Here is an 18,644-nt window from a genome sequence, read left to right as displayed (position 1 = left end):
ATAGCTTGTTCATTATAATGAGAGTCACCATCTATTTCAATCACTAGGTTTAATTTATTGCTGTATAGATCAACGATGTAATTGCCTAGAGGCTTTTGTCTATTAAAGCCATAACCTCGGAATTGACTCGCTCTTAACTTCTGCCAAAGCAGAATTTCAGAAAGAGTGCTATGGGCTCTAAGTTCTCTGGAGAATTCACGTAATGATTTGTTGTATGGCAAAAAATACATACAGTTAATTTAAAAAAAATATGGAGTTAAATCCCCCTTACCCCCTTTACAAAGGGGGAGTTGATCCGTATTCAAAATGTATTGAGATCAGTTATGGTGTGATTGAGTTCAGTAAATAGTCGTCTATAATCTAGTAATTGCCTGTAAACACTTTGCGAAAATAGTTGAAGTGCAACTGACGCGACTCCCCCTTTTCAAAGGGGGAGTTGAGCCGTTTTCAAAAGGTATTGGTATCAGTCAAGCTGTGACGGAGTTCAGAAAATAGCCGTCTATAATCTAGTAATTGCCTGTAAACACTTTGAGAAAATGGTTGAAGTTCAACTGACGCGACTCCCCCTTTTCAAAGGGGGCAAGGGGGATTTGTCTATTTCCGAGTGAACGACTCTTCAGCTTTACATAAGAGAGTTGATCCGTATTCAAAATGTATCTGGATCAGTCAAGGTGTGACGGAGTTCAGTAAATAGTCGTCTATATTCAAGTAATTGCCAGTAAACACTTTGAGAAGATAGTTGAAGTGCAACTGACACTTCTCCCCCTTTTCAAAGGGGGCAAGGGGGATTTTCTACCTTTCCGAGTGAACAACTCATCACCTTTACATAAGAGAGTTGATCCGTATTCAAAATGTATTGAGATCAGTCATGGTGTGATTGAGTTCAGTAAATAGTCGTCTATAATCTAGTAATTGCCTGTAAACACTTTGCGAAAATAGTTGAAGTTCAACTGACACGACTCCCCCTTTTCAAAGGGGGCAAGGGGGATTTTTGAATCTGTGTGTTGTCTTTTACCAAGAAGGAGTTGATCCGTTTTCAAAATCTACTTAGACTATAAGAGGTCTCATTTTTTTCTTACCTTAATAGCTCACTAACCCACTTCAAGTCAGATGAAAAAGCGTGTCACAGGAATAGGAGGGATATTTTTTAAAGTAGAAGATCCTAGCAAGACTAAGGATTGGTATCAGAAGCATCTGGGGTTAAATACCGATGCATATGGAGCTACTTTCGAGTGGCGGAATTCCGAGAATTCTAATAAAAAGGGGTATACCCAATGGTCGCCTATGAAGGACGATACTACCTATTTCAAGCCTTCGGAAAAGGATTTTATGGTGAATTACCGTGTGGAAAATCTGGTGGAACTGGTGCAAGAATTAAAAGCAGAGGGAGTGACTATTCTGGATGAAATCGATGATACCTCTTACGGAAAGTTTATACATATTTTAGATCCAGATGGGCATAGTATCGAACTTTGGGAGCCGGTTGATAAGGTTTATGATAAAATTGCCGAAAACAAAACTAAAACCTAAGCACCATGAATGATATTAAAATCCAACATGAGTTTGACGGAAAAAGGGGTTCATTTTTTCTGGAAGAGGGAGCCAAGCGATTTGGAGAAATGGTCTATGTGATGGCCGGGCCAAAGAAGATGATCATTGAGCACACTGAAGTCGATGAAAGCCTGAAAGGACAGGGAATCGGCGGAAAGTTGCTGGATGAACTGGTGGCCTACGTGCGTAAGGAAGAGATCAAAGTCATTCCATTGTGTCCTTTTGCTAAGGCGATGTTCAAGAAAAAGGAAGAATTGCAAGATGTACTTAATTAGTACTAGCGATTATCCCCATCCGATAGCTATCGGATGCCAGTTACCTAAAATTCTTTGCTAGCCAGCTGGACGGAAGAATGATGACCGAAGTGGCCTAAATGCTAATGTTGACCGAAACTTGTAATGCTTTTGTCTCTTGGTTGGTAGAAAAGCGTGTGTATTAGAACTTTCTAAAAAAAGAGTGTCCAGATAACCCAGGCCAAGGTTAGTATCACCATGAAGGCGAAGAAATAGCCACTACTGGAGGAGGAAGAGTATCTGCTAGCTCTGAACCGGATGCTGTCATTTATACTTTTGAGATCAGCTTTCTCCATGTTTTTCTCTCGAGAAACCCCATCTGAACTCGTGAGTTTTGGGCGTATTTTTCCCAGATTCCGATTCTCCTTAGAAGATTTATTTCCTGAAACACTGAAGCCGGCTCCTCCTGTCATGATTAACTAATTGTCCTTCAAAATAATAATTTCTTAGCAAGTAGAAAAGTATTTTTAGCTGGAGGACATTTGCAGGGATTTGCTTTCCCAACTCATAAAGGCTGCAATCAATTGAAAATTGAAGAAGACTTTCATTACTATAGGATTGTCTATATTCCGCTCACTTTGGGAAGGGTCAGCCCAAAAAACCTTTACTATTTTGGCTTCTAGTTAAACTATTCTCCTTGACCTTTATCTAATCGGTAGTTCTATTTATATGAAGTTTTTCACAAATTTAATGGCACACACGCTAAATTTTAAACACATGAGATTGATCGTACTGTGCTACCTGGCTTTTTTGATTTGTTCCTGTGCCGAAGCACAAAAACCTGCTCCTACTGCATCTAATCTCTATTTTCCCCCAAATCAATCAGTAGTTTGGGAAAAACAAGCTATCAGTGAGCTAGGTTGGGACGGGGTGAAATTTGCCGAATTTTTAGCTTGGCTGCCTACCCAGGATACTCGGGCTTTTATCATTTTGAAAGACGGGAAAATTGTGGTGGAGGAGTATTGGGGAGATAAATTGACAGGCTTGGGTAAGATGGATCAAAATTCTTATTGGTATTGGGCAAGTGCAGGAAAAACGCTTACAGCTACACTGGTAGGTATTGCTGAAAATCAATCGTTGCTAAAGACAAGTGATCGTACTCAGAAATACCTAGGAGAGGGTTGGTCTTCCTTGACCAATAAGCAGGAACGTGCTATTGATCTGATCCATCATCTCACGATGACTACGGGTTTGGATGATGCTGTGAGCAATATGGATGATACTAATCCGGCTTCATTAACATTTATAGCGGAGCCAGGAGAACGATGGGCGTATCATAATGCGCCTTATACTTTGTTGGAGAAAGTAGTTCAGAATGCCTCCGGAAAGAGCTTTCAAAAATACTTTGAGGATAATCTGGGTAGTAAGGTAGGGATGAAGGGTTTTTGGCAGAAGACAGGCTTAAACAATGTGTTTTACAGTGATGCAAGGTCTTTTGCCAGGTTTGGTCTTTTGCTGCAAGCTCATGGCAATTGGAATGGGGAACAGATCTGGTCTGGTGATTTTTTTGAAAAGCTATCACAGTCATCGCAGGTTGTCAATCGCAGCTATGGATATCTAACCTGGTTGAATGGTAAGTCCTCGTATATGCTTCCACAATCCCAAACGATATACCCTGGGATGCTGGTTCCCAATGCTCCGGCTGATATGTATCAGGCTATGGGTAAAAATGGGCAGTTCCTGATGGTAATTCCTTCTGAAGGGTTAGTGATTGTCAGAATGGGTGGAGCAGGAGATAACTCGCTGGTGCCTTTTCTGCTGATCAGAGAAATGTGGGAAAGGCTAGGTCCCGTACTCGTTAAGTAAAATTCCTTAACTGGGGAATTATAATATCCCTTGATTTCTAATTTCTTCGATTTTGCCAAGGGTAAGTGGCTTCTCTAGAAAACCAGATACAATTTCATAGCCTTGAGCTTTAAATCTGTCCTGGTAATCAATGGAGCTGGAAAGGATGACTATTTTGTCCAACCTGTGCCCATATAATTCTAAGTATTTATCAAGAAATTCCCAGCCATTTAGGACAGGCATATTGATGTCTAAAAAAATAAGGACAGATTGATCCGCCTCAATATCATTGAGTTTGTCTAGCGCTTCTTCTCCCTCTAGAAATTCTACGATATTCTCAGAAATGCCAATTTTCCCAAGTAGCCTTTTGTTAATAAGGTTGTTAATGGGATCATCATCCACTAGAAAAATTGTGTCAAAATGGGTCATTTAGATGATTAAGGTAGAAAAAAACCGTTTGGTAAAGCCAAAATACAATTAATACCGATTCAAGAAAAATGATTAACTACCTTTTTTATTTTAAGGCGAATTAATTTGGAATGTAAAGTAAAAAAAGGAGATCCATAGGATCTCCTTTTAGGTTATAAAGAAGGGGGATGATTACATCATGCCGCCCATTCCACCACCGCCCATTGGAGGCATTGATGGAGAATCTTCTCTTACGTCTGCTACCACACACTCAGTAGTCAAAAGAAGTGCTGCAATAGAAGCTGCATTCTCAAGAGCTAGACGAGTTACTTTAGTAGGATCGATTACACCAGCCTTGAATAAGTCTTCGTATACATCCGTTCTAGCGTTGTAGCCATAGTTACCTTTGTGCTCTCTGATCTTGTTGATCACTACAGAAGGCTCACCACCTGCATTGGAAACGATAGTTCTCAATGGAGATTCGATAGCCTGTCTGATGATGTTGATACCAGTATCTTCATCTTCGTTAAGACCTTTAAGGTTGTTAAGTGCTTCAGCAGCTCTTACAAGCGCTACACCACCACCTACAACAACACCTTCTTGTACTGCTGCTCTAGTCGCGTGAAGTGCATCGTCTACACGATCTTTCTTTTCTTTCATTTCTACTTCAGTAGCAGCACCGATATAAAGGATAGCCACACCGCCAGAAAGTTTAGCAAGTCTTTCCTGCAATTTCTCTCTGTCGTAATCAGAAGTAGTTTTGTCTATCTGAGCTTTGATCTCAGCGATTCTGCCTTTGATAGCAGCTTTATCACCAGCACCATTCACTAGAGTAGTATTGTCTTTGTCAATATTGATTTTCTCAGCTCTTCCAAGCATATCAATAGTTGCGTTTTCTAGTTTGAAACCTCTTTCTTCAGAGATAACTGTTCCGCCAGTAAGGATAGCGATGTCTTCCAACATTGCTTTTCTTCTGTCACCGAAACCTGGAGCTTTCACAGCAGCTACTTTCAAAGCGCCTCTGATCTTGTTCACTACTAGTGTAGCAAGTGCTTCGCCATCTACATCTTCAGAGATGATCACCAAGCCTTTGCCTGACTGAGCTACTGGCTCAAGAACTGGAAGCAATTCCTTCATCGAAGAGATCTTCTTGTCGTAGATCAAGATGTAAGGCTGCTCCAATTCAACTTCCATTTTCTCCGTGTTAGTCACGAAGTAAGGAGAAAGGTAACCTCTGTCAAACTGCATACCTTCTACAGTTTTCACATCAGTTTCAGTACCTTTTGCTTCTTCTACAGTGATCACACCGTCTTTACCTACTTTGTCCATGGCGTTAGAAATCATCAAACCGATTTCCTCGTCATTGTTAGCAGATACAGTCGCTACTTGAGCGATTTCCTTAGAAGTAGAGATTTGCTTAGAATCAGCTTGAAGTTGCTTAACAACAGCAGAAACTGCTTTGTCAATACCTCTTTTAAGATCCATTGGGTTAGCTCCGGCAGCTACGTTTTTGATACCAACGCCGAAGATAGATTGAGCAAGGACAGTAGCAGTAGTAGTACCGTCACCAGCATTGTCAGCAGTTTTTGAAGCTACTTCTTTCACAAGCTGAGCGCCCATGTTTTCGATTGGCTCTGCCAATTCGATTTCTTTTGCTACAGATACACCATCTTTAGTGATAGTAGGTGCACCGAATTTCTTGTCAATGATCACATTACGTCCTTTTGGACCCAATGTTACTTTTACTGCATCAGCAAGTGCATCAACGCCCTTCTTCAGTTGGTCTCTTGCACTTGTGTTGAAAAATAATTGCTTAGCCATATTGTTAAATGTTTTTTGTTAACGATTAGGGATGATTAATTAAAGGATTGCAAAGATGTCTGATTCTCTCATGATCAGATAGTCACTGCCTTCTACAGTCAATTCAGTACCTGAATATTTACCGTACAATACTGTATCGCCAACTTTTACAGTTAGAGGCTCATCTTTTTTACCATTTCCTACTGCCACGACAGTACCTTTCTGTGGCTTTTCTTTAGCGGTATCTGGGATATAAAGTCCAGAAGCTGTTTTCTCTTCAGCTGCAGCAGGTTGTACCAAAACTCTATCTGCAAGAGGTTTGATGTTCACATTTGACATAGTATAAATTCGTTTAAGGTTAGATTAAAATGTACTTGCCTAATAGCACTTCCTGTGCCAAGGAAAGAATTGGGTTAAAGGCTGACAAATCGGCTGTTATTGATCGTCAAATGAAGGGGTGAGCCTGTTTTTATTGGCAGGAGAACCTGACATTTTTGCTCTCATGGCTTCAGAATTGTCAGAAATTCGTAATTTATATTCAAAGCTATTCCATATGACTACTCTACCTAAAAATTGGATTACCGAAGGCCATATAGATTTTGAATATAAAAAGTATCAGTTGTTGGCCTACCTACAGGAAACGAACAAGCATTTTAATGCAATGAAGCTTTATCCTGTGCTCTCAGATTTGATCGACCACTACCATGACTTGAAAGAATTGAAATCAGGTAGCTCAGAAATGGACAAACTTTTTCCGAAAACCTTAGATTCTATTGACTTTGAAAAAGGCAAGCTGAATTACCAGTCTAAAGTAAGCGAAGATGGGGTGATGAAAGAACTTTCTTTGATTACTGAATTCGCATTGCCAAAGCTGGTTTCACAAATTGAAGAAGGTAGGACTATTTACGATTATGTAGAGGATCAATTGGAATTTGAACCGGTGGGTATCGTTCCAATCTACAATCAGGAAGGGTATATTTTGCTTTCTAGAGAGCAAAAGAAGGAGGTTCATGCCTTTCGCTACAAATCAAGTTTGCTCCATTTTGCTGGTGAAAAATTCCGGAGTATTAGTATGTGGCTTGTTGGAGTATTTCAACGAAGCTTGGTCAATACCCTTGAAAAGATAAAAATGGACCTGGTGCGAGAGATTAAGGAGCTGCCAAACCCTGCTACTTGGAGAATCCATAGTCAGCTAGAATTTCCTATCGAAGAGACGCTAATTCCTATCAGTAAGCGCCTTCTCCTTAAATCTGTGACCAGTTAGGCTATTTCAAGGTTCTGCCTCCTTTCAAAAAGTTTGCAGAAGCTATAAACTGAAAAAGTCTGCCCGATTAGGAGCAGACTTTATAAAGTCGTAGGAAGTTTTCTTCTTAGTTTCCTGAAGTAGTATCAGTCTCCACTGGAGTTTCTTCAGTAGCTGCTGGAAGCAAGCTTTCAGTTTCGCCAAAAGTAGGAGCGACCACTTGTTGCTTAGCGCTATCAATGTTTGGAGAAGAAAATTGGTTGGATTGTGCTCCTGTATAGAAAGCAGAAGATGCCAACGATAATGCAAGAATAGAGATCGCCAATACCCAAGTAGCTTTTTCAAGTACATTTCCGGTACGGGTAACACCCATGATTTGAGAAGCACTACCGCCAAATGCTGCACCAGCTCCACCTTTAGAATTCTGTCCAAGGATAACCAAGATTAGCAATACCGCTAAAATTAGAATAATTGTAATCAATAAAGTAAACATATAATATGGGTGTTAATCTTTCAGTTTTTCGATCAAGTCCGCAAAGTAAGTCCTTTTATCCGGAAACTTCAATACCAACTTCTCATAAATTTCTTTAGCTATTTGCTTCTTACCCTGTTTGGCAAGAATTTTCGCGTAAGACTCTGACATCAATTTGTCATTGATCTGAGTACTTGCCGCTGCAAGGTTCTCTGTGTTCTGGTTTGCTTCGATCTCTTTGATCGTTGCCAGCTTAATATCTTTTTTACTAAATGCCTTGATCAAGTCTATCTGCTCGATCTTCTTTTCGCCCACGATTACCCTTTTTTCTTTTCGCTTGATCGTTTCGATCAGGTCATCTTTCGGAGGTTTCCTTCTTCTAGGTTTTGGTTTCACTACCTCAGGTACTTCCGGGGTTGCTTCCTCCTTAGGGATTGTCTCTGGTATAGGTTCTGATTTGGCTTCCGTTTTTACCTCTACTTCTGAAGTAGTGGTTTTAGCTGGAGTAGTCTTTTCTTCTGCCTTCTCAATCAGTACTTTAAGCCACATTCTATCTGGACTTGTGATCGCCGCATATCCTAGAGCGGGAGTTTTTACGGTGCTATCTTTTTGAAATTCATAGCGCGCTGTAAGGATATGAGGTATTTGGAAGTAAGGGAAATTTTCCTGCACCTTCTGTAACTGCAGGATCTCACTGCGATCTAAAGGATCGGATTTTTGGATTATTTCTAAAAATTGGGCTGCGTTCACGTGAATATTTCTTTTGGCTTGAATATAGGTAAAATACGAGTTATCGACTGGCGCTGTGAAGATATCTTGAATGATAGTGAAAATCTCATCTACCAACTCTTTTTCCATAGCGGAGAAGGTGGTAGTTCTCGGATCGTAATCTTTGAAAAACGTGAGGGGTCTTTTTAGAGTTTCCTCGTCGTTTGAAGTGTTAATATATTCTACATCAATAACAATAGTTATGCGCATGGTGGCAGCACTCAGATTATATTTAATCTCGGTATTGCCTGCTGCTAGGTTCTCAGTATGCTGCTTTGCTTCGATCTCTTTGATCGATTCTAGTTTGACTTCCTTTTTGCTAATAGATCTGAAGAGAGTTGTTGGCTCCTTCGTCTCGTCTACCAATTTTTTTTCCTCTTCTTTTTCCCTTTTCTCTATCACATCCTCCTCAGTCGTAGCATTATTTTCTTTCTGCTTTTCTATCAGGCTTTTAAGCCAGATTCTGTCTGGACTTGTGATCGCTGCATACGCTAGGGAGTAGGTGTTTTCGGTTACATTTTGTTGATATTCATAGCGTGCTGTGAGGATATACGGGATTTGAAAATAGGGGAAATTTTCCTGCACCTTCTGTAGCTGCTGAATATCCCTGTGATCTAAAGAATCGGCTTTATGGAGTATTTCTAAAAATTGGGCTGAGTTCAAGTGAATATTCCTTTTAGCTTGAATATAGGGAAATTACCAGTTAGCGACGGTTGCTGTAAAGATATCCTGAATTATGCTGGTGAATATTTCGTCTACTAAGTCACTTTCCACATCCAAAAAGGTCGTAGTCCTAGGGTCATAATCCTGATAAAAGGAAAATGCTCTTTTTAAATTTTCTTCTTCATTAGTTGTGTTGATGTATTCCACTTCCACACTAATAGTCAGGCGCATATTACCCGCACGATCAGGGAGATTTGGATCGCCACTCGAAACTGCCGCCTGAGGAGTCAGGGTGTATCGTGTGATTGCTCCCATGAATTGCAAATTACCATTCGACCGTACCAATTCTAATTGGGTGTTTCTTTGGTAATATTCTTTCAGCGCTTCGGTGAATTTCTGCTCAATATTCGCCGTTCCTCCACCGGAATCATTGAAGAAGTTATCAACGGTGAACGTTTTCACTTCTTCATAATTGATGTTGGTACCTGTGAAGCTATATTTTACCGCGCAGCTTTGGAAAAGGAGAAAGACCAACCCCAGAGCAAAGAGTGTAAGCTTATTGGTCGATTTCATATTGTTTGATCTTTCTATAAAGTGTACGTTCTGATATTCCCAGATCACTTGCAGCATATTTTCTCTTATTATTATGCTTGCGCAAAGCTCTGAGAATCATTTCTTTTTCTTTCTTTTCCAGCGAAAGAGAGTTGTCATCTTCCTCATGAATAATATCCTCTATAGCGTCATCTTCATAATCTTCGTCGTTAGTGGAGTTTGATTTTTTAGAATCAATCACTAAAGGAACGTAGCTAGAATTGGATTCCGTACTTTCTTTAGTGCCAAATCCACTATCCAAATCTTCAAAAAGTCCTTGGTGCTTCTGTATGATGTTTTGATTCAGCCCGCCATTTTGATAAGTCTCCAGCACAAGTTTTTTCAACTCATTCATGTCTTTTTTCATATCAAAAAGCACCTTGTACAACAAATCTCTTTCGGAGAAATCTGAAGAATCACTGTTTTTGCCCAAACTTGGAAGGGTCATAGGCAGACGGGAATTGTCTGAAGGAAGGTACTTCGCCAAAGTGGCGGCATCTACATCCCGCTCACTTTCCAAAAGGGAGATTTGCTCCGCAATATTTTTCAGTTGACGAATGTTGCCGGGGAAAGAATAACGCATCAAAGCTGCTTGAGCTTCCGCGTCCAAGGAAATAGGGCGGACGTGATATTTTTCAGCAAAGTCGGATGTGAATTTTCTGAAAAGTAAAACCATGTCCTCTCCACGCTCTCTCAGAGGTGGTACAAAAATCGGCACTGTATTAAGTCTGTAGTAAAGGTCTTCTCTGAAATTTCCTTTTTCTACAGCATTGAGAAGTTTGACATTGGTTGCCGTGATTACACGGACGTTCGTTTTAAGCACTTTTGAAGAACCAACTTTGATGAATTCTCCATTTTCAAGTACGCGAAGTAGTCTGGCCTGAGTACCAAGAGGCATTTCGCCAATTTCATCAAGGAAGATGGACCCGCCATCAGTCACTTCAAAATAGCCTTTTCTGGCTTCGTGAGCTCCGGTAAAAGAGCCTTTTTCATGACCAAAAAGTTCGGAATCAATCGTTCCTTCTGGAATAGCACCACAGTTGATTGCAATGAATTTGCCATGCTTGCGAAGACTGAGTGAATGAATAATCTTCGAGAAACTTTCCTTTCCACTACCACTTTCACCTGTGATCAGCACAGTCATGTCAGTAGGAGCTGCCTGCATAGCCACTTGGATAGCATGATTCAGGTGTGGACTATTGCCAATGATCCCGAAGCGCTGTTTGACGCTTTGTATTTCCGGATTAGTAATCATTAATGTTTCGGGTTTATTTCAATCACCTCACCAAACAGTGTTGCTGGAGTGCAATCAATGATTTTTACGCTTAAGTAGTCGCCTTTGGAATAGTTACCAGCAGGAATGATCACCACTTTATTTGCTGAGTTTCTGCCTTTATAGTCATCTGCTGATTTCTTCGATGGGCCTTCCACTAGTATTATCTGTTCTTTTCCGAGGTCGAGTTTATTTCTCATAAGAGAAGTAGCGCTCTGCTTAACGATCACTTCAGATAATCTTCGTTTTTTTACTTCCAAGGAAATATCATCTGGGTATTTCTTTGCTGCCAAAGTCCCTGGTCTCTCCGAATAGTAGAACATGTAAGAGAAATCGAATTTTACGATATCCATCAGAGAAAGTGTGTCTTGATGCTCTTCCTCTGTTTCGCTGCAGAATCCAGTGATCATGTCGGATGATATTCCACATTCCTCACCTAGGATCTCTCTGATTTTGGAAATGCGCTCCAAGTACCATTCACGATCGTAGGTTCTATTCATCATTTCCAACACGCGTGAATTTCCGCTTTGTGCAGGCAAGTGGATGTAATTACAGATGTTATCGTATTTCTTTATCGTGTATAGTACCTCGTTGGTAATGTCTTTGGGATGAGAAGTGGAGAATCGTACGCGGAGCATAGGGTCTACCAAGGCAACCATTTCCAGCAAATTGGCAAAGTTGACAACCGTAGTTGAATCCTCATCTTTTTTGTTCAGTCTGGCTTTGTTATTCTCTTCAGCAGACCATTTGTAGCTATCCACATTTTGACCGAGTAGCGTGACTTCCTTGTATCCTTTGGAGAAAAGGTCTTTTGCTTCTTCGACGATGGAATAGGGGTCACGGCTTCGTTCTCTACCACGAGTGAAAGGCACTACGCAGAATGAGCACATGTTGTCACAGCCCCGCATGATAGAAACGAATGCTGTTACGCCGTTGGAATTCAGACGAACCGGAGAGATGTCTGCGTAAGTTTCCTCACGTGAAAGGAATGTGTTTACTGCTTTCTGACCGTCTTCGGCTACCGAAAGTAAGTTTGGTAGATCACGGTAAGCATCTGGGCCTACGACGATGTCCACGATTTTTTCCTCTTCGAGAAGCTTCTCTTTCAGTCGCTCAGCCATGCAACCAAGCACGCCGATAGTCATTCCGGGCTTGCTTCTTTTAGCACGTTGAAAATCTGTGAGGCGCTTTCGTACGGTTAGCTCGGCTTTTTCGCGGATGGAGCAGGTGTTGAGAAAAATTACATCTGCTTGATAAAAATCAGAAGTCGTGTCAAATCCACCTTCTTTCATGATGGATGCTACGATCTCTGAATCTGCGAAATTCATGGCGCAACCGTAGCTCTCAATGTAGAGTTTTCTGGTTTTGCCGGTATTTTCATCTGCGGTGATTTTGAAGTCGCATGCTTGAGCTTCTTCTGCTGAGATGATATCTATGTCTGCAATTAAATTGGTCATGTACCTTCTTTCCTTCTTTCGGATGGCGAAATTACTAAAATGCGGACAAAATGGCAGAATGTATGATCCTTTTATTTTGCCAGCGTACTTAATGTTGGTTAACTGGCTACATACTGGAATTCATTTAGGTCTTCTAGCCTTCAAATGGGATCTTGAGCTGTTCTCCGAAGTGCTGATGCTCCTCAATAATATTGAGATTGGAGATACCAAGCCCAAGTAAACGAATTGATTTCTCAAAGGGTTCTTGAGCCAGAAGTTCCTGAGCTATTTCCCAGATGAGTTCATCGTCAGGATATTGTTCTTGGGTTTTGCTGCGTGTCTGCTGAGTGAAATCTGAGAATTTGATTTTCAGGGTTACTGTTCGGCCCTTGATCCCAGACTTTTTAATTCGCTTGATCAGCTCATCACAGATAGGTTTTAGGGCGAAAAGCAGATCATTCATCGCCAAGATGTCTTTTTCAAAAGTGTTCTCAGCACTGAGAGATTTTCGAATTCGATGTGGCTGCACCTCGGAAAGGTGGATTCCTCGGACGATGTTGAAGTAGTGAATACCAGATTTCCCGAATTTCCGAGTGAGGTATTGCAGAGAAAATTGCTTAAGCTCTTTGCCACTGTGAATTCCTAGAGAGCTCATTTTCTCCGCTGTTACTTTCCCTATTCCGAAGAATTTCTTGATGGGTAACTTCTCTAAAAAATCCTCAGCCTCCTCAGGAAGGATCACGGCCTGGCCATTAGGCTTGTTTAGATCAGAGGCGATTTTAGCTAAGAACTTATTGTAGGAAACACCTGCCGAAGCATTCAATCCTGTGCGCTCCTTGATCTTTTGGCGGATTTGCTTGGCTATCAGTATGGCTGATTTTAGGCCTTTCTTATTTTCCGTCACATCCATAAATGCCTCATCCAGTGAAAGTGGCTCGACTAGATCTGTGTACTCGTGAAAAACCTCTCTGATCTGACTGGAAATCTCTCGATATCGATCAAATCTCGCTGGTGCAAAAATTAGCTGCGGGCATTTACGAGCTGCCAAGACGGAGGGCATAGCGGAGTAAACACCGAATTTTCTAGCTTCATAACTAGCTGCTGCGATCACGCCTCGAGCAGCATTTCCGCCCACCACAAGCGGTTTTCCTCGCCATTCGGGATGGTCAAGCTGCTCTACGGACGCGTAAAATGCGTCCATATCTACATGGATGATTTTCCGGACTGGAGGGGCTACTATGTCTTTTTCAGTTTCCACGGAGTACTTCTAGAATTGCCTGGGCTTTGAGACCGCATTCCTCGTATTCTTGTTCTGCTTTGGCATCGTAGGTGATGGCGCTGCCTACGCCGAAGTAGAGTTTTTTCACTTCCAAGTCAGCGATAATGCTGCGAATGATTACGGAGAAATCAAAATCCCCGTTTTCTTCGATTACCCCAAAGGCGCCCGAAAACCAACCTCTCTTGAAGCTTTCCAGTTCATCGATAATTTCCATCGTACGAATCTTCGGTGCGCCAGTCATGCTGCCCATTGGGAATGAAGCTTGAATGATTTGGGAGAAGGTTACATCTTCTTTTAGGTCAGAAACTATCGTGCTGATCATCTGAAAGACTCTTGGTAAGGGATAGATACCAAACAGCTCTTTGACTTGCACAGAACCAGTCTTTGACACTTTGGAGAGGTCATTTCTCATCAAGTCCGTGATCATCAGATTTTCGGCTTGTTCTTTTTCGCTGCTGGCCAAAGTTTCTCTATTCGCAGCGTCTTCAGCGGCAGATTTTCCACGCTTAATAGTTCCTTTGATAGGTTGCGCGATGATTTTGCTGCCAGTTCTTTTCAAATAACGCTCAGGAGAGGCTGAAACTAACCACTGAGACTTTGCTTTGAAAAGTGATGAGAATGGCATGCGAGAAAGTTCGTTCAGCTTGAAATAAGCTGAAATTGGGTCCCAAGACTCAAATGATCCTGCGTAAGCTTGGCAAAAATTGGTTTCGTAGGTATTCCCTTCGATAATGTGATTCTGAATCGTATTCACAGTCTCCAGATAGCTATCCTTTGTGAGTTGTGGGCTGACTTCGCAAGTGGTGTCCGCTGAGAAAGGAAGTTTGATTCTAGCTATTTCTTTCCAGAAATCATCAGACAATTCGTTTTCAGAATAGATATTTTTCCCATCAAAATCCAGTGTAAAGGAGGGTTGGAAGAAGCAGATTTCTGGAAGTTCGAAAAAAGCTTCGTTCTCACTTTGAAGTTTCTCTAAGTGGTTTTTGAAGTCGTATCCTATGATGCCGACCTTTTGGAACTTACTAGATATACCCCAGATTTCATTTTCAGCCAACTGCTTATGTCCAGCGAAAAATCGGGTAGCAAAAGGTTCTTCTGGATATTGGTGGGCATTTCCATTGGTAAAAGCAAAAAAGTCAAAGTGCAGGTCTGCCCATCTGCAAAGTTTTTCGATCCAATTTGGATCAGTGATAGGATAGATGAAGGAGGTGCTTTTTTCCATTGGTAGCACAAAAAAAGAGGAATCCTGTTAGAATTCCTCTTTCAAATGAGTTTGTTATGGATTAATTGGCTTTCACGTCCAATACCAAACCTACGCTGTTGTAAACAAATTTGTCTTTTGCCTTATCAACTGCAGTAGCTTCGTCTCCGTATGCAAGACCCCAATCAGTTCTGTTGATGTTGAAACCAGCTTTCGCAGTTACAGCTCCGTCAGCTACATTGATAGTCGCAGGGAATTTGATGTTTTTAGTAGTTCCTCTCATAGTCAAGTTTCCGCTTACCCAGTAATTAGGAGCTTCAGGAGAAAGTTCGCTATTAGTTTTTGGCGTGTTGTCAGAAGCAAACTCTTCATTGTCCGCAACTACGTCATCAGCAGTGAAAGGCTCCACTGCAGTGATTTCGAAAGTTGCAGTTGGGTGATTAGCAGCATCGAAGAAATCATCAGATTGTAAGTGAGTGCTCAATTTACCATGCATCTCTGTACCTGCTTCCATATCGTGGATTTCTAGTGCAGTGATGTCAAACGTGAATGAACCACCAGTTACTTCAGTGCCATTTACAGTTACAGTACCAGTCGTAGCAGGGATTACTCCATGATGCTGTCCGGTTGGTTTGTAACCCATCCAAGCTATTTTAGAAGCTTCTGGACTCAAAGTTAAAGTCGTTCCTTCTGAAGATGCTACTTCTTGAGCATCAGTTGTTTCTACCGTGTCAGCAGGTTTGCTGCAAGCAAAAGTCATTAGTGCGGCCGCTACAATTAGGCCTGTTGGTTTGATAATTTTCATTGTGCTGAGTTAAATTTCAATTTTGTGTGTATATACATGTAAACTCAAAGTTTGTTAAAAAGTTCATTACTCAAAAGAAAAAGTGAAACTTTGTTTTTGAGATAGTGATAAACGAACCAAAATTAGTCTTCCTGAAAATGGCATTGTTACTTGATGTAAATAATAAAACTCCGGCCTTTGGGACGAATTGTTGGTTAGCGCCAAACGCTACGATTGTAGGTGATGTGATCATGGGAGAGAATTGTACAGTTTGGTTCAATGCGGTAATTCGTGGGGATGTTCATGAAATTCGAATTGGCAATAATTCCAATATTCAGGATGGTGTGGTGATCCACTGCTCCTACAAGAAAGCAGGTACTTATATCGGTAACGAGGTTTCTGTAGCACATAATGCCGTGGTACATGGCTGTACTATTCATGACCGGGTACTAGTAGGAATGGGAGCAATCGTAATGGATGGAGCCATCGTTCATTCAGGTGCAGTGATTGCGGCAGGCGCAGTGGTTTTGGCAAATACTGTCGTGGAGGCTAATTCAATCTATGCGGGAATTCCTGCTAAAAAAGTGAAAGATACTGGAGCCGAAATGGAAGAGGTGATTTCAAGAACGGCTAGAAATTATCCTATGTATGCAAGTTGGTATACAACCTGATTATAGATTACTCGTACAGGAAATGCAGTCTGCTTTATAATTTTTAGATAGAATCACCTAAATTGGGCATTATTCATTTTTGTTAGATTTTTTTATGGAAGCAATTTTTAGAAAATTAGAGAGACCGCCAAGTTTACTTGCTTTGGTCGTGCTTTTCGCCTTATTCAATCTTCTGCTCAACTATTTTATGCCCAGAGAATTAGCTCTGGATGTGCGTTTTGCTTATTCCGCAAATGAAGCCTACAACTCGATACAAAGCATGGGGCCAAAAGTAAGGGAGAACTACCTTGCTGTGATTTGGATTTTGGATACTGCTTACATGCTCGTCTACCTCTTGCTATTTAGTATTTTGATAATGAAGATCTCGAAAAGAAAACTACTAGTGATTTTACCACTTGTGATTTTTATTTTGGATTTATTTGAAAACCTGATGGTGACTTTTTTACTTTTAAAATTCCCTGTAGAAAGTCAGGTTTTAGGATTTATCGCATCTTTTTTCACGACTACTAAGTGGTTGACTGTTGGCGCTTTTTGTGTCATATTTATTTTTTGTGTCATTCGGAATTATGTCCTTAAAAATCAGCCAGATCTAAAGTTAAATCGGTAGAAGCTTTATTTTTTATTAATAAGCTAACCTCAGTTACTTTTCTTTTTAGGAAATTTTGACTAGTATTTGAAATGGAGAGAAAACCTCTGATTTTTAACTGTTAGTTGAAATTTTATATATGAAAGAAGAGTATTTAAAATGGTTTTCTCCCTTTCTGCAGCGGGACGTAGAAATGTTGGTGTTCGGACATGCGGGATATCCTGTTGTGATTTTCCCGACTTCAAAAGGATCCTTTCATGAAAACCGGGATATGGGACTGGTGAAATCTGCCCAATGGTATATAGAACAGGGGCTTATTAAAATCTACTGTCCTATAAGTAATGATGCCGATAGTTTTTACAATAAGAGCATTCATCCTCATCAGCGAATTCAGAATCATGTAGCTTATGACAAAATGATTTGTCATGAGATCGTGGAGCGTATACGCTTAAATACGCCAGCCGGTAAAGTAGTCATGGCAGGATGTAGTTTTGGTGGATATCATGCTGCAAATTTTGCTTTTAGGCATCCCGGTTATGTAAGTCATCTATTTAGCATGTCCGGTGCGTTTGATATCCGGAGCTTCATGGATGGATATCAGCACGATGATATCTTTTACAATAGTCCCTTGGAGTATCTTCCTGGACTAAACGATCAGGAGCTTTGGCAGATGGATGTAGTCTTGGGTACATCTAATTGGGATATCTGCTACGATGCCAATATCAAACTACATGAAACTCTTAAGTCAAAAAATATTGCTCATTGGTTTGACGTTCGTCAAAACCGAGCGCATGATTGGGAGGTATGGAAGGAGATGTTTCCACATTACCTGAGCAGAATCAAATTTAATTAGGTCAACGTATTATCAATTTAGATATGAAGAAAATAGGAATACTTTTCGGTATGGAGGATACTTTTCCTCAGGCTTTTATTGACCGAGTTAATCAAAAGGCAGAAAAAGGGATTATTGCTGAAGCGGTGCAAATAGATAAAGTGATTCAGAATCAGTTATCAGATTACGCAGTCATTATAGATAGGATTTCCCAGGATGTGCCCTTCTACAGAGCGTATTTGAAAAATGCGGCATTGACTGGGACGGCAGTTATCAATAATCCATTTTGGTGGAGTGCTGATGATAAATTTTTCAATAACGCCCTTGCAGATCAATTGGGAGTTCCCCTGCCTAAAACTGTGATTTTGCCATCTGCAAAGCATCCTGATGACACTACAAGCAAATCCTTTAGGAATCTTGTTGCCCCGTTGGATTGGGAAGGGATATTCGACTACGTTGGATTTCCAGCTTATATGAAACCTTACGCAGGGGGTGGATGGAAGAATGTGTACCGCCTAGAAGACAAGGAAGAGTTTTTCAGAACTCATCCTGAAACAGGGCAGTTGGTGATGATGCTTCAGGAGGAAATTGTATTTGAGGAGTATTTCAGAGTGTATTGTCTTGGAGGAAAAGCCGTGAAAATCATGCCTTACGAACCTCGCAACCCGCACCATCTTCGCTATGTAGTAGACGGACCGCCTACCTCAAAGAAGTTGTTGGCTACGGTCAAAGATTACACTCTTCGACTTTGCCATGGCCTAGGCTATGATTTCAATACCGTGGAATTTGCAGTGAAAGACGGAATTCCTTATGCGATTGATTTTGGAAATCCAGCTCCTGATGCAGATGTGAATTCGGTAGGGCAGGAGAATTTTGAATGGGTAGTGGAGGAAGCTGCGAAAATGGCGATCAGCTACGCAAAAGCTCAGAAACCTGGGAAAATGAATCTAACATGGGGCACATTTATGAGAGATGCAGTAAGCAGCTCCAAGAGATTTTAAACTTTTC

21 protein-coding genes are annotated in these 18,644 nt (G+C 41.0%); 8 read left to right on the top strand and 13 right to left on the bottom strand.

Features of this window, described 5'->3' with window-relative positions:
- Positions 1-230 (bottom strand): endonuclease domain-containing protein (locus BM291_RS11605; RefSeq protein ID WP_139229081.1); only part of this gene is annotated, 230 nt, incomplete at its 3' end.
- Positions 231-1,110: 880 nt separating this feature from the next.
- On the opposite strand from BM291_RS11605, the gene BM291_RS11600 reads away from it, so the two are divergent.
- Both BM291_RS11600 and BM291_RS11595 read left to right on the top strand, forming a co-directional pair.
- Entirely contained in the window at positions 1,111-1,530 is a 420-nt protein-coding gene (locus tag BM291_RS11600) for a VOC family protein (RefSeq protein WP_092897514.1), read from the top strand.
- 5 nt (positions 1,531-1,535) lie between these two features.
- Positions 1,536-1,826, top strand: coding sequence for a GNAT family N-acetyltransferase (locus BM291_RS11595; protein ID WP_245786846.1), 291 nt, complete (start codon positions 1,536-1,538; stop codon positions 1,824-1,826).
- A 170-nt stretch (positions 1,827-1,996) separates the two neighbouring features.
- On the opposite strand, the gene BM291_RS11590 is transcribed toward BM291_RS11595, so the two are convergent.
- Complete coding sequence (locus BM291_RS11590) at positions 1,997-2,257, bottom strand: hypothetical protein (RefSeq protein WP_092897512.1); 261 nt, start codon at positions 2,255-2,257, stop codon at positions 1,997-1,999.
- A 304-nt stretch (positions 2,258-2,561) separates the two neighbouring features.
- Here BM291_RS11590 and BM291_RS11585 point away from each other — a divergent pair, with 304 nt between their 5' ends.
- Positions 2,562-3,650, top strand: a complete 1,089-nt coding sequence (locus tag BM291_RS11585) for a serine hydrolase domain-containing protein (RefSeq protein ID WP_245786845.1) — start codon at positions 2,562-2,564, stop codon at positions 3,648-3,650.
- Between the two features lie 18 nt (positions 3,651-3,668).
- Here BM291_RS11585 and BM291_RS11580 read toward each other — a convergent pair whose 3' ends face one another.
- From BM291_RS11580 to BM291_RS11570, 3 genes are all read right to left on the bottom strand, one after another.
- Complete coding sequence (locus tag BM291_RS11580) at positions 3,669-4,058, bottom strand: response regulator (protein ID WP_092897507.1); 390 nt, start codon at positions 4,056-4,058, stop codon at positions 3,669-3,671.
- A 171-nt stretch (positions 4,059-4,229) separates the two neighbouring features.
- The gene (gene groL / locus BM291_RS11575; protein WP_092897505.1) at positions 4,230-5,858 is read right to left on the bottom strand and encodes a chaperonin GroEL; all 1,629 of its coding nucleotides are present in this window, start codon (positions 5,856-5,858) and stop codon (positions 4,230-4,232) included.
- A 39-nt stretch (positions 5,859-5,897) separates the two neighbouring features.
- A complete protein-coding gene (locus BM291_RS11570) occupies positions 5,898-6,176 on the bottom strand; it encodes a co-chaperone GroES (RefSeq protein WP_092897503.1) in 279 nt (92 codons plus the stop codon).
- Positions 6,177-6,390: 214 nt separating this feature from the next.
- Between BM291_RS11570 and BM291_RS11565 the strand changes: the two genes are divergently transcribed.
- Entirely contained in the window at positions 6,391-7,101 is a 711-nt protein-coding gene (locus BM291_RS11565; protein ID WP_092897550.1) for a hypothetical protein, read from the top strand.
- 106 nt (positions 7,102-7,207) lie between these two features.
- On the opposite strand, the gene secG is transcribed toward BM291_RS11565, so the two are convergent.
- The 8 genes from secG to BM291_RS11525 all read right to left on the bottom strand — a co-directional run bounded on the left by secG (position 7,208) and on the right by BM291_RS11525 (position 15,568).
- Complete coding sequence (gene secG / locus BM291_RS11560; RefSeq protein ID WP_092897501.1) at positions 7,208-7,573, bottom strand: preprotein translocase subunit SecG; 366 nt, start codon at positions 7,571-7,573, stop codon at positions 7,208-7,210.
- Positions 7,574-7,585: 12 nt separating this feature from the next.
- The gene (locus BM291_RS22265; RefSeq protein WP_245786844.1) at positions 7,586-8,983 is read right to left on the bottom strand and encodes a hypothetical protein; all 1,398 of its coding nucleotides are present in this window, start codon (positions 8,981-8,983) and stop codon (positions 7,586-7,588) included.
- 33 nt (positions 8,984-9,016) lie between these two features.
- Positions 9,017-9,556, bottom strand: coding sequence for an LPS assembly lipoprotein LptE (lptE, locus tag BM291_RS11550; RefSeq protein ID WP_092897499.1), 540 nt, complete (start codon positions 9,554-9,556; stop codon positions 9,017-9,019).
- Positions 9,540-10,829, bottom strand: a complete 1,290-nt coding sequence (locus BM291_RS11545) for a sigma-54 interaction domain-containing protein (RefSeq protein ID WP_092897497.1) — start codon at positions 10,827-10,829, stop codon at positions 9,540-9,542. Before BM291_RS11545 ends, lptE begins: the two co-directional genes overlap by 17 nt.
- Entirely contained in the window at positions 10,829-12,304 is a 1,476-nt protein-coding gene (gene miaB / locus BM291_RS11540) for a tRNA (N6-isopentenyl adenosine(37)-C2)-methylthiotransferase MiaB (protein WP_092897495.1), read from the bottom strand. The genes BM291_RS11545 and miaB overlap by 1 nt, the downstream gene beginning before the upstream one ends.
- A gap of 133 nt (positions 12,305-12,437) precedes the next feature.
- On the bottom strand, positions 12,438-13,523 hold the full coding sequence (gene dinB / locus BM291_RS11535) for a DNA polymerase IV (protein WP_092897546.1): 1,086 nt from the start codon (positions 13,521-13,523) through the stop codon (positions 12,438-12,440).
- Between the two features lie 7 nt (positions 13,524-13,530).
- On the bottom strand, positions 13,531-14,784 hold the full coding sequence (locus BM291_RS11530) for an anthranilate synthase component I family protein (protein WP_092897493.1): 1,254 nt from the start codon (positions 14,782-14,784) through the stop codon (positions 13,531-13,533).
- Positions 14,785-14,845: 61 nt separating this feature from the next.
- Positions 14,846-15,568: a YceI family protein gene (locus tag BM291_RS11525; RefSeq protein ID WP_092897491.1), complete on the bottom strand. Its 723-nt coding sequence runs from the start codon at positions 15,566-15,568 to the stop codon at positions 14,846-14,848.
- 137 nt (positions 15,569-15,705) lie between these two features.
- On the opposite strand from BM291_RS11525, the gene BM291_RS11520 reads away from it, so the two are divergent.
- The 4 genes from BM291_RS11520 (at position 15,706) to BM291_RS11505 (ending at position 18,637) form a co-directional block, all read left to right on the top strand.
- Complete coding sequence (locus BM291_RS11520; protein ID WP_092897544.1) at positions 15,706-16,218, top strand: gamma carbonic anhydrase family protein; 513 nt, start codon at positions 15,706-15,708, stop codon at positions 16,216-16,218.
- Positions 16,219-16,312: 94 nt separating this feature from the next.
- A complete protein-coding gene (locus BM291_RS11515) occupies positions 16,313-16,825 on the top strand; it encodes a hypothetical protein (RefSeq protein ID WP_092897489.1) in 513 nt (170 codons plus the stop codon).
- Between the two features lie 118 nt (positions 16,826-16,943).
- A complete protein-coding gene (locus tag BM291_RS11510) occupies positions 16,944-17,657 on the top strand; it encodes an esterase family protein (RefSeq protein ID WP_092897487.1) in 714 nt (237 codons plus the stop codon).
- A gap of 23 nt (positions 17,658-17,680) precedes the next feature.
- A complete protein-coding gene (locus tag BM291_RS11505; protein WP_092897485.1) occupies positions 17,681-18,637 on the top strand; it encodes an ATP-grasp domain-containing protein in 957 nt (318 codons plus the stop codon).
- Positions 18,638-18,644: the final 7 nt, after the last annotated feature.

The sequence above is a fragment of the Algoriphagus aquimarinus genome, from assembly GCF_900112005.1.
GTDB lineage: Bacteria > Bacteroidota > Bacteroidia > Cytophagales > Cyclobacteriaceae > Algoriphagus > Algoriphagus aquimarinus.
The sequence above is the reverse complement of the archived record's forward strand: the minus strand, read 5'-3'. Positions and strand labels throughout refer to the sequence as shown.

Coding starts and splice junctions, on each gene's coding strand:
- lptE (WP_092897499.1), bottom strand. CDS start 9,556: ATGAAATCGACCAATAAGCTTACACTCTTTGCTCTGGGGTTGGTCTTT.
- BM291_RS11520 (WP_092897544.1), top strand. CDS start 15,706: ATGGCATTGTTACTTGATGTAAATAATAAAACTCCGGCCTTTGGGACG.
- BM291_RS11530 (WP_092897493.1), bottom strand. CDS start 14,784: ATGGAAAAAAGCACCTCCTTCATCTATCCTATCACTGATCCAAATTGG.
- BM291_RS11600 (WP_092897514.1), top strand. CDS start 1,111: ATGAAAAAGCGTGTCACAGGAATAGGAGGGATATTTTTTAAAGTAGAA.
- groL (WP_092897505.1), bottom strand. CDS start 5,858: ATGGCTAAGCAATTATTTTTCAACACAAGTGCAAGAGACCAACTGAAG.
- BM291_RS11525 (WP_092897491.1), bottom strand. CDS start 15,568: ATGAAAATTATCAAACCAACAGGCCTAATTGTAGCGGCCGCACTAATG.
- BM291_RS11595 (WP_245786846.1), top strand. CDS start 1,536: ATGAATGATATTAAAATCCAACATGAGTTTGACGGAAAAAGGGGTTCA.
- BM291_RS11565 (WP_092897550.1), top strand. CDS start 6,391: ATGACTACTCTACCTAAAAATTGGATTACCGAAGGCCATATAGATTTT.
- BM291_RS11570 (WP_092897503.1), bottom strand. CDS start 6,176: ATGTCAAATGTGAACATCAAACCTCTTGCAGATAGAGTTTTGGTACAA.
- BM291_RS11585 (WP_245786845.1), top strand. CDS start 2,562: ATGAGATTGATCGTACTGTGCTACCTGGCTTTTTTGATTTGTTCCTGT.
- miaB (WP_092897495.1), bottom strand. CDS start 12,304: ATGACCAATTTAATTGCAGACATAGATATCATCTCAGCAGAAGAAGCT.
- BM291_RS11580 (WP_092897507.1), bottom strand. CDS start 4,058: ATGACCCATTTTGACACAATTTTTCTAGTGGATGATGATCCCATTAAC.
- BM291_RS11590 (WP_092897512.1), bottom strand. CDS start 2,257: ATGACAGGAGGAGCCGGCTTCAGTGTTTCAGGAAATAAATCTTCTAAG.
- BM291_RS11545 (WP_092897497.1), bottom strand. CDS start 10,829: ATGATTACTAATCCGGAAATACAAAGCGTCAAACAGCGCTTCGGGATC.
- BM291_RS11505 (WP_092897485.1), top strand. CDS start 17,681: ATGAAGAAAATAGGAATACTTTTCGGTATGGAGGATACTTTTCCTCAG.
- secG (WP_092897501.1), bottom strand. CDS start 7,573: ATGTTTACTTTATTGATTACAATTATTCTAATTTTAGCGGTATTGCTA.
- BM291_RS11515 (WP_092897489.1), top strand. CDS start 16,313: ATGGAAGCAATTTTTAGAAAATTAGAGAGACCGCCAAGTTTACTTGCT.
- BM291_RS11510 (WP_092897487.1), top strand. CDS start 16,944: ATGAAAGAAGAGTATTTAAAATGGTTTTCTCCCTTTCTGCAGCGGGAC.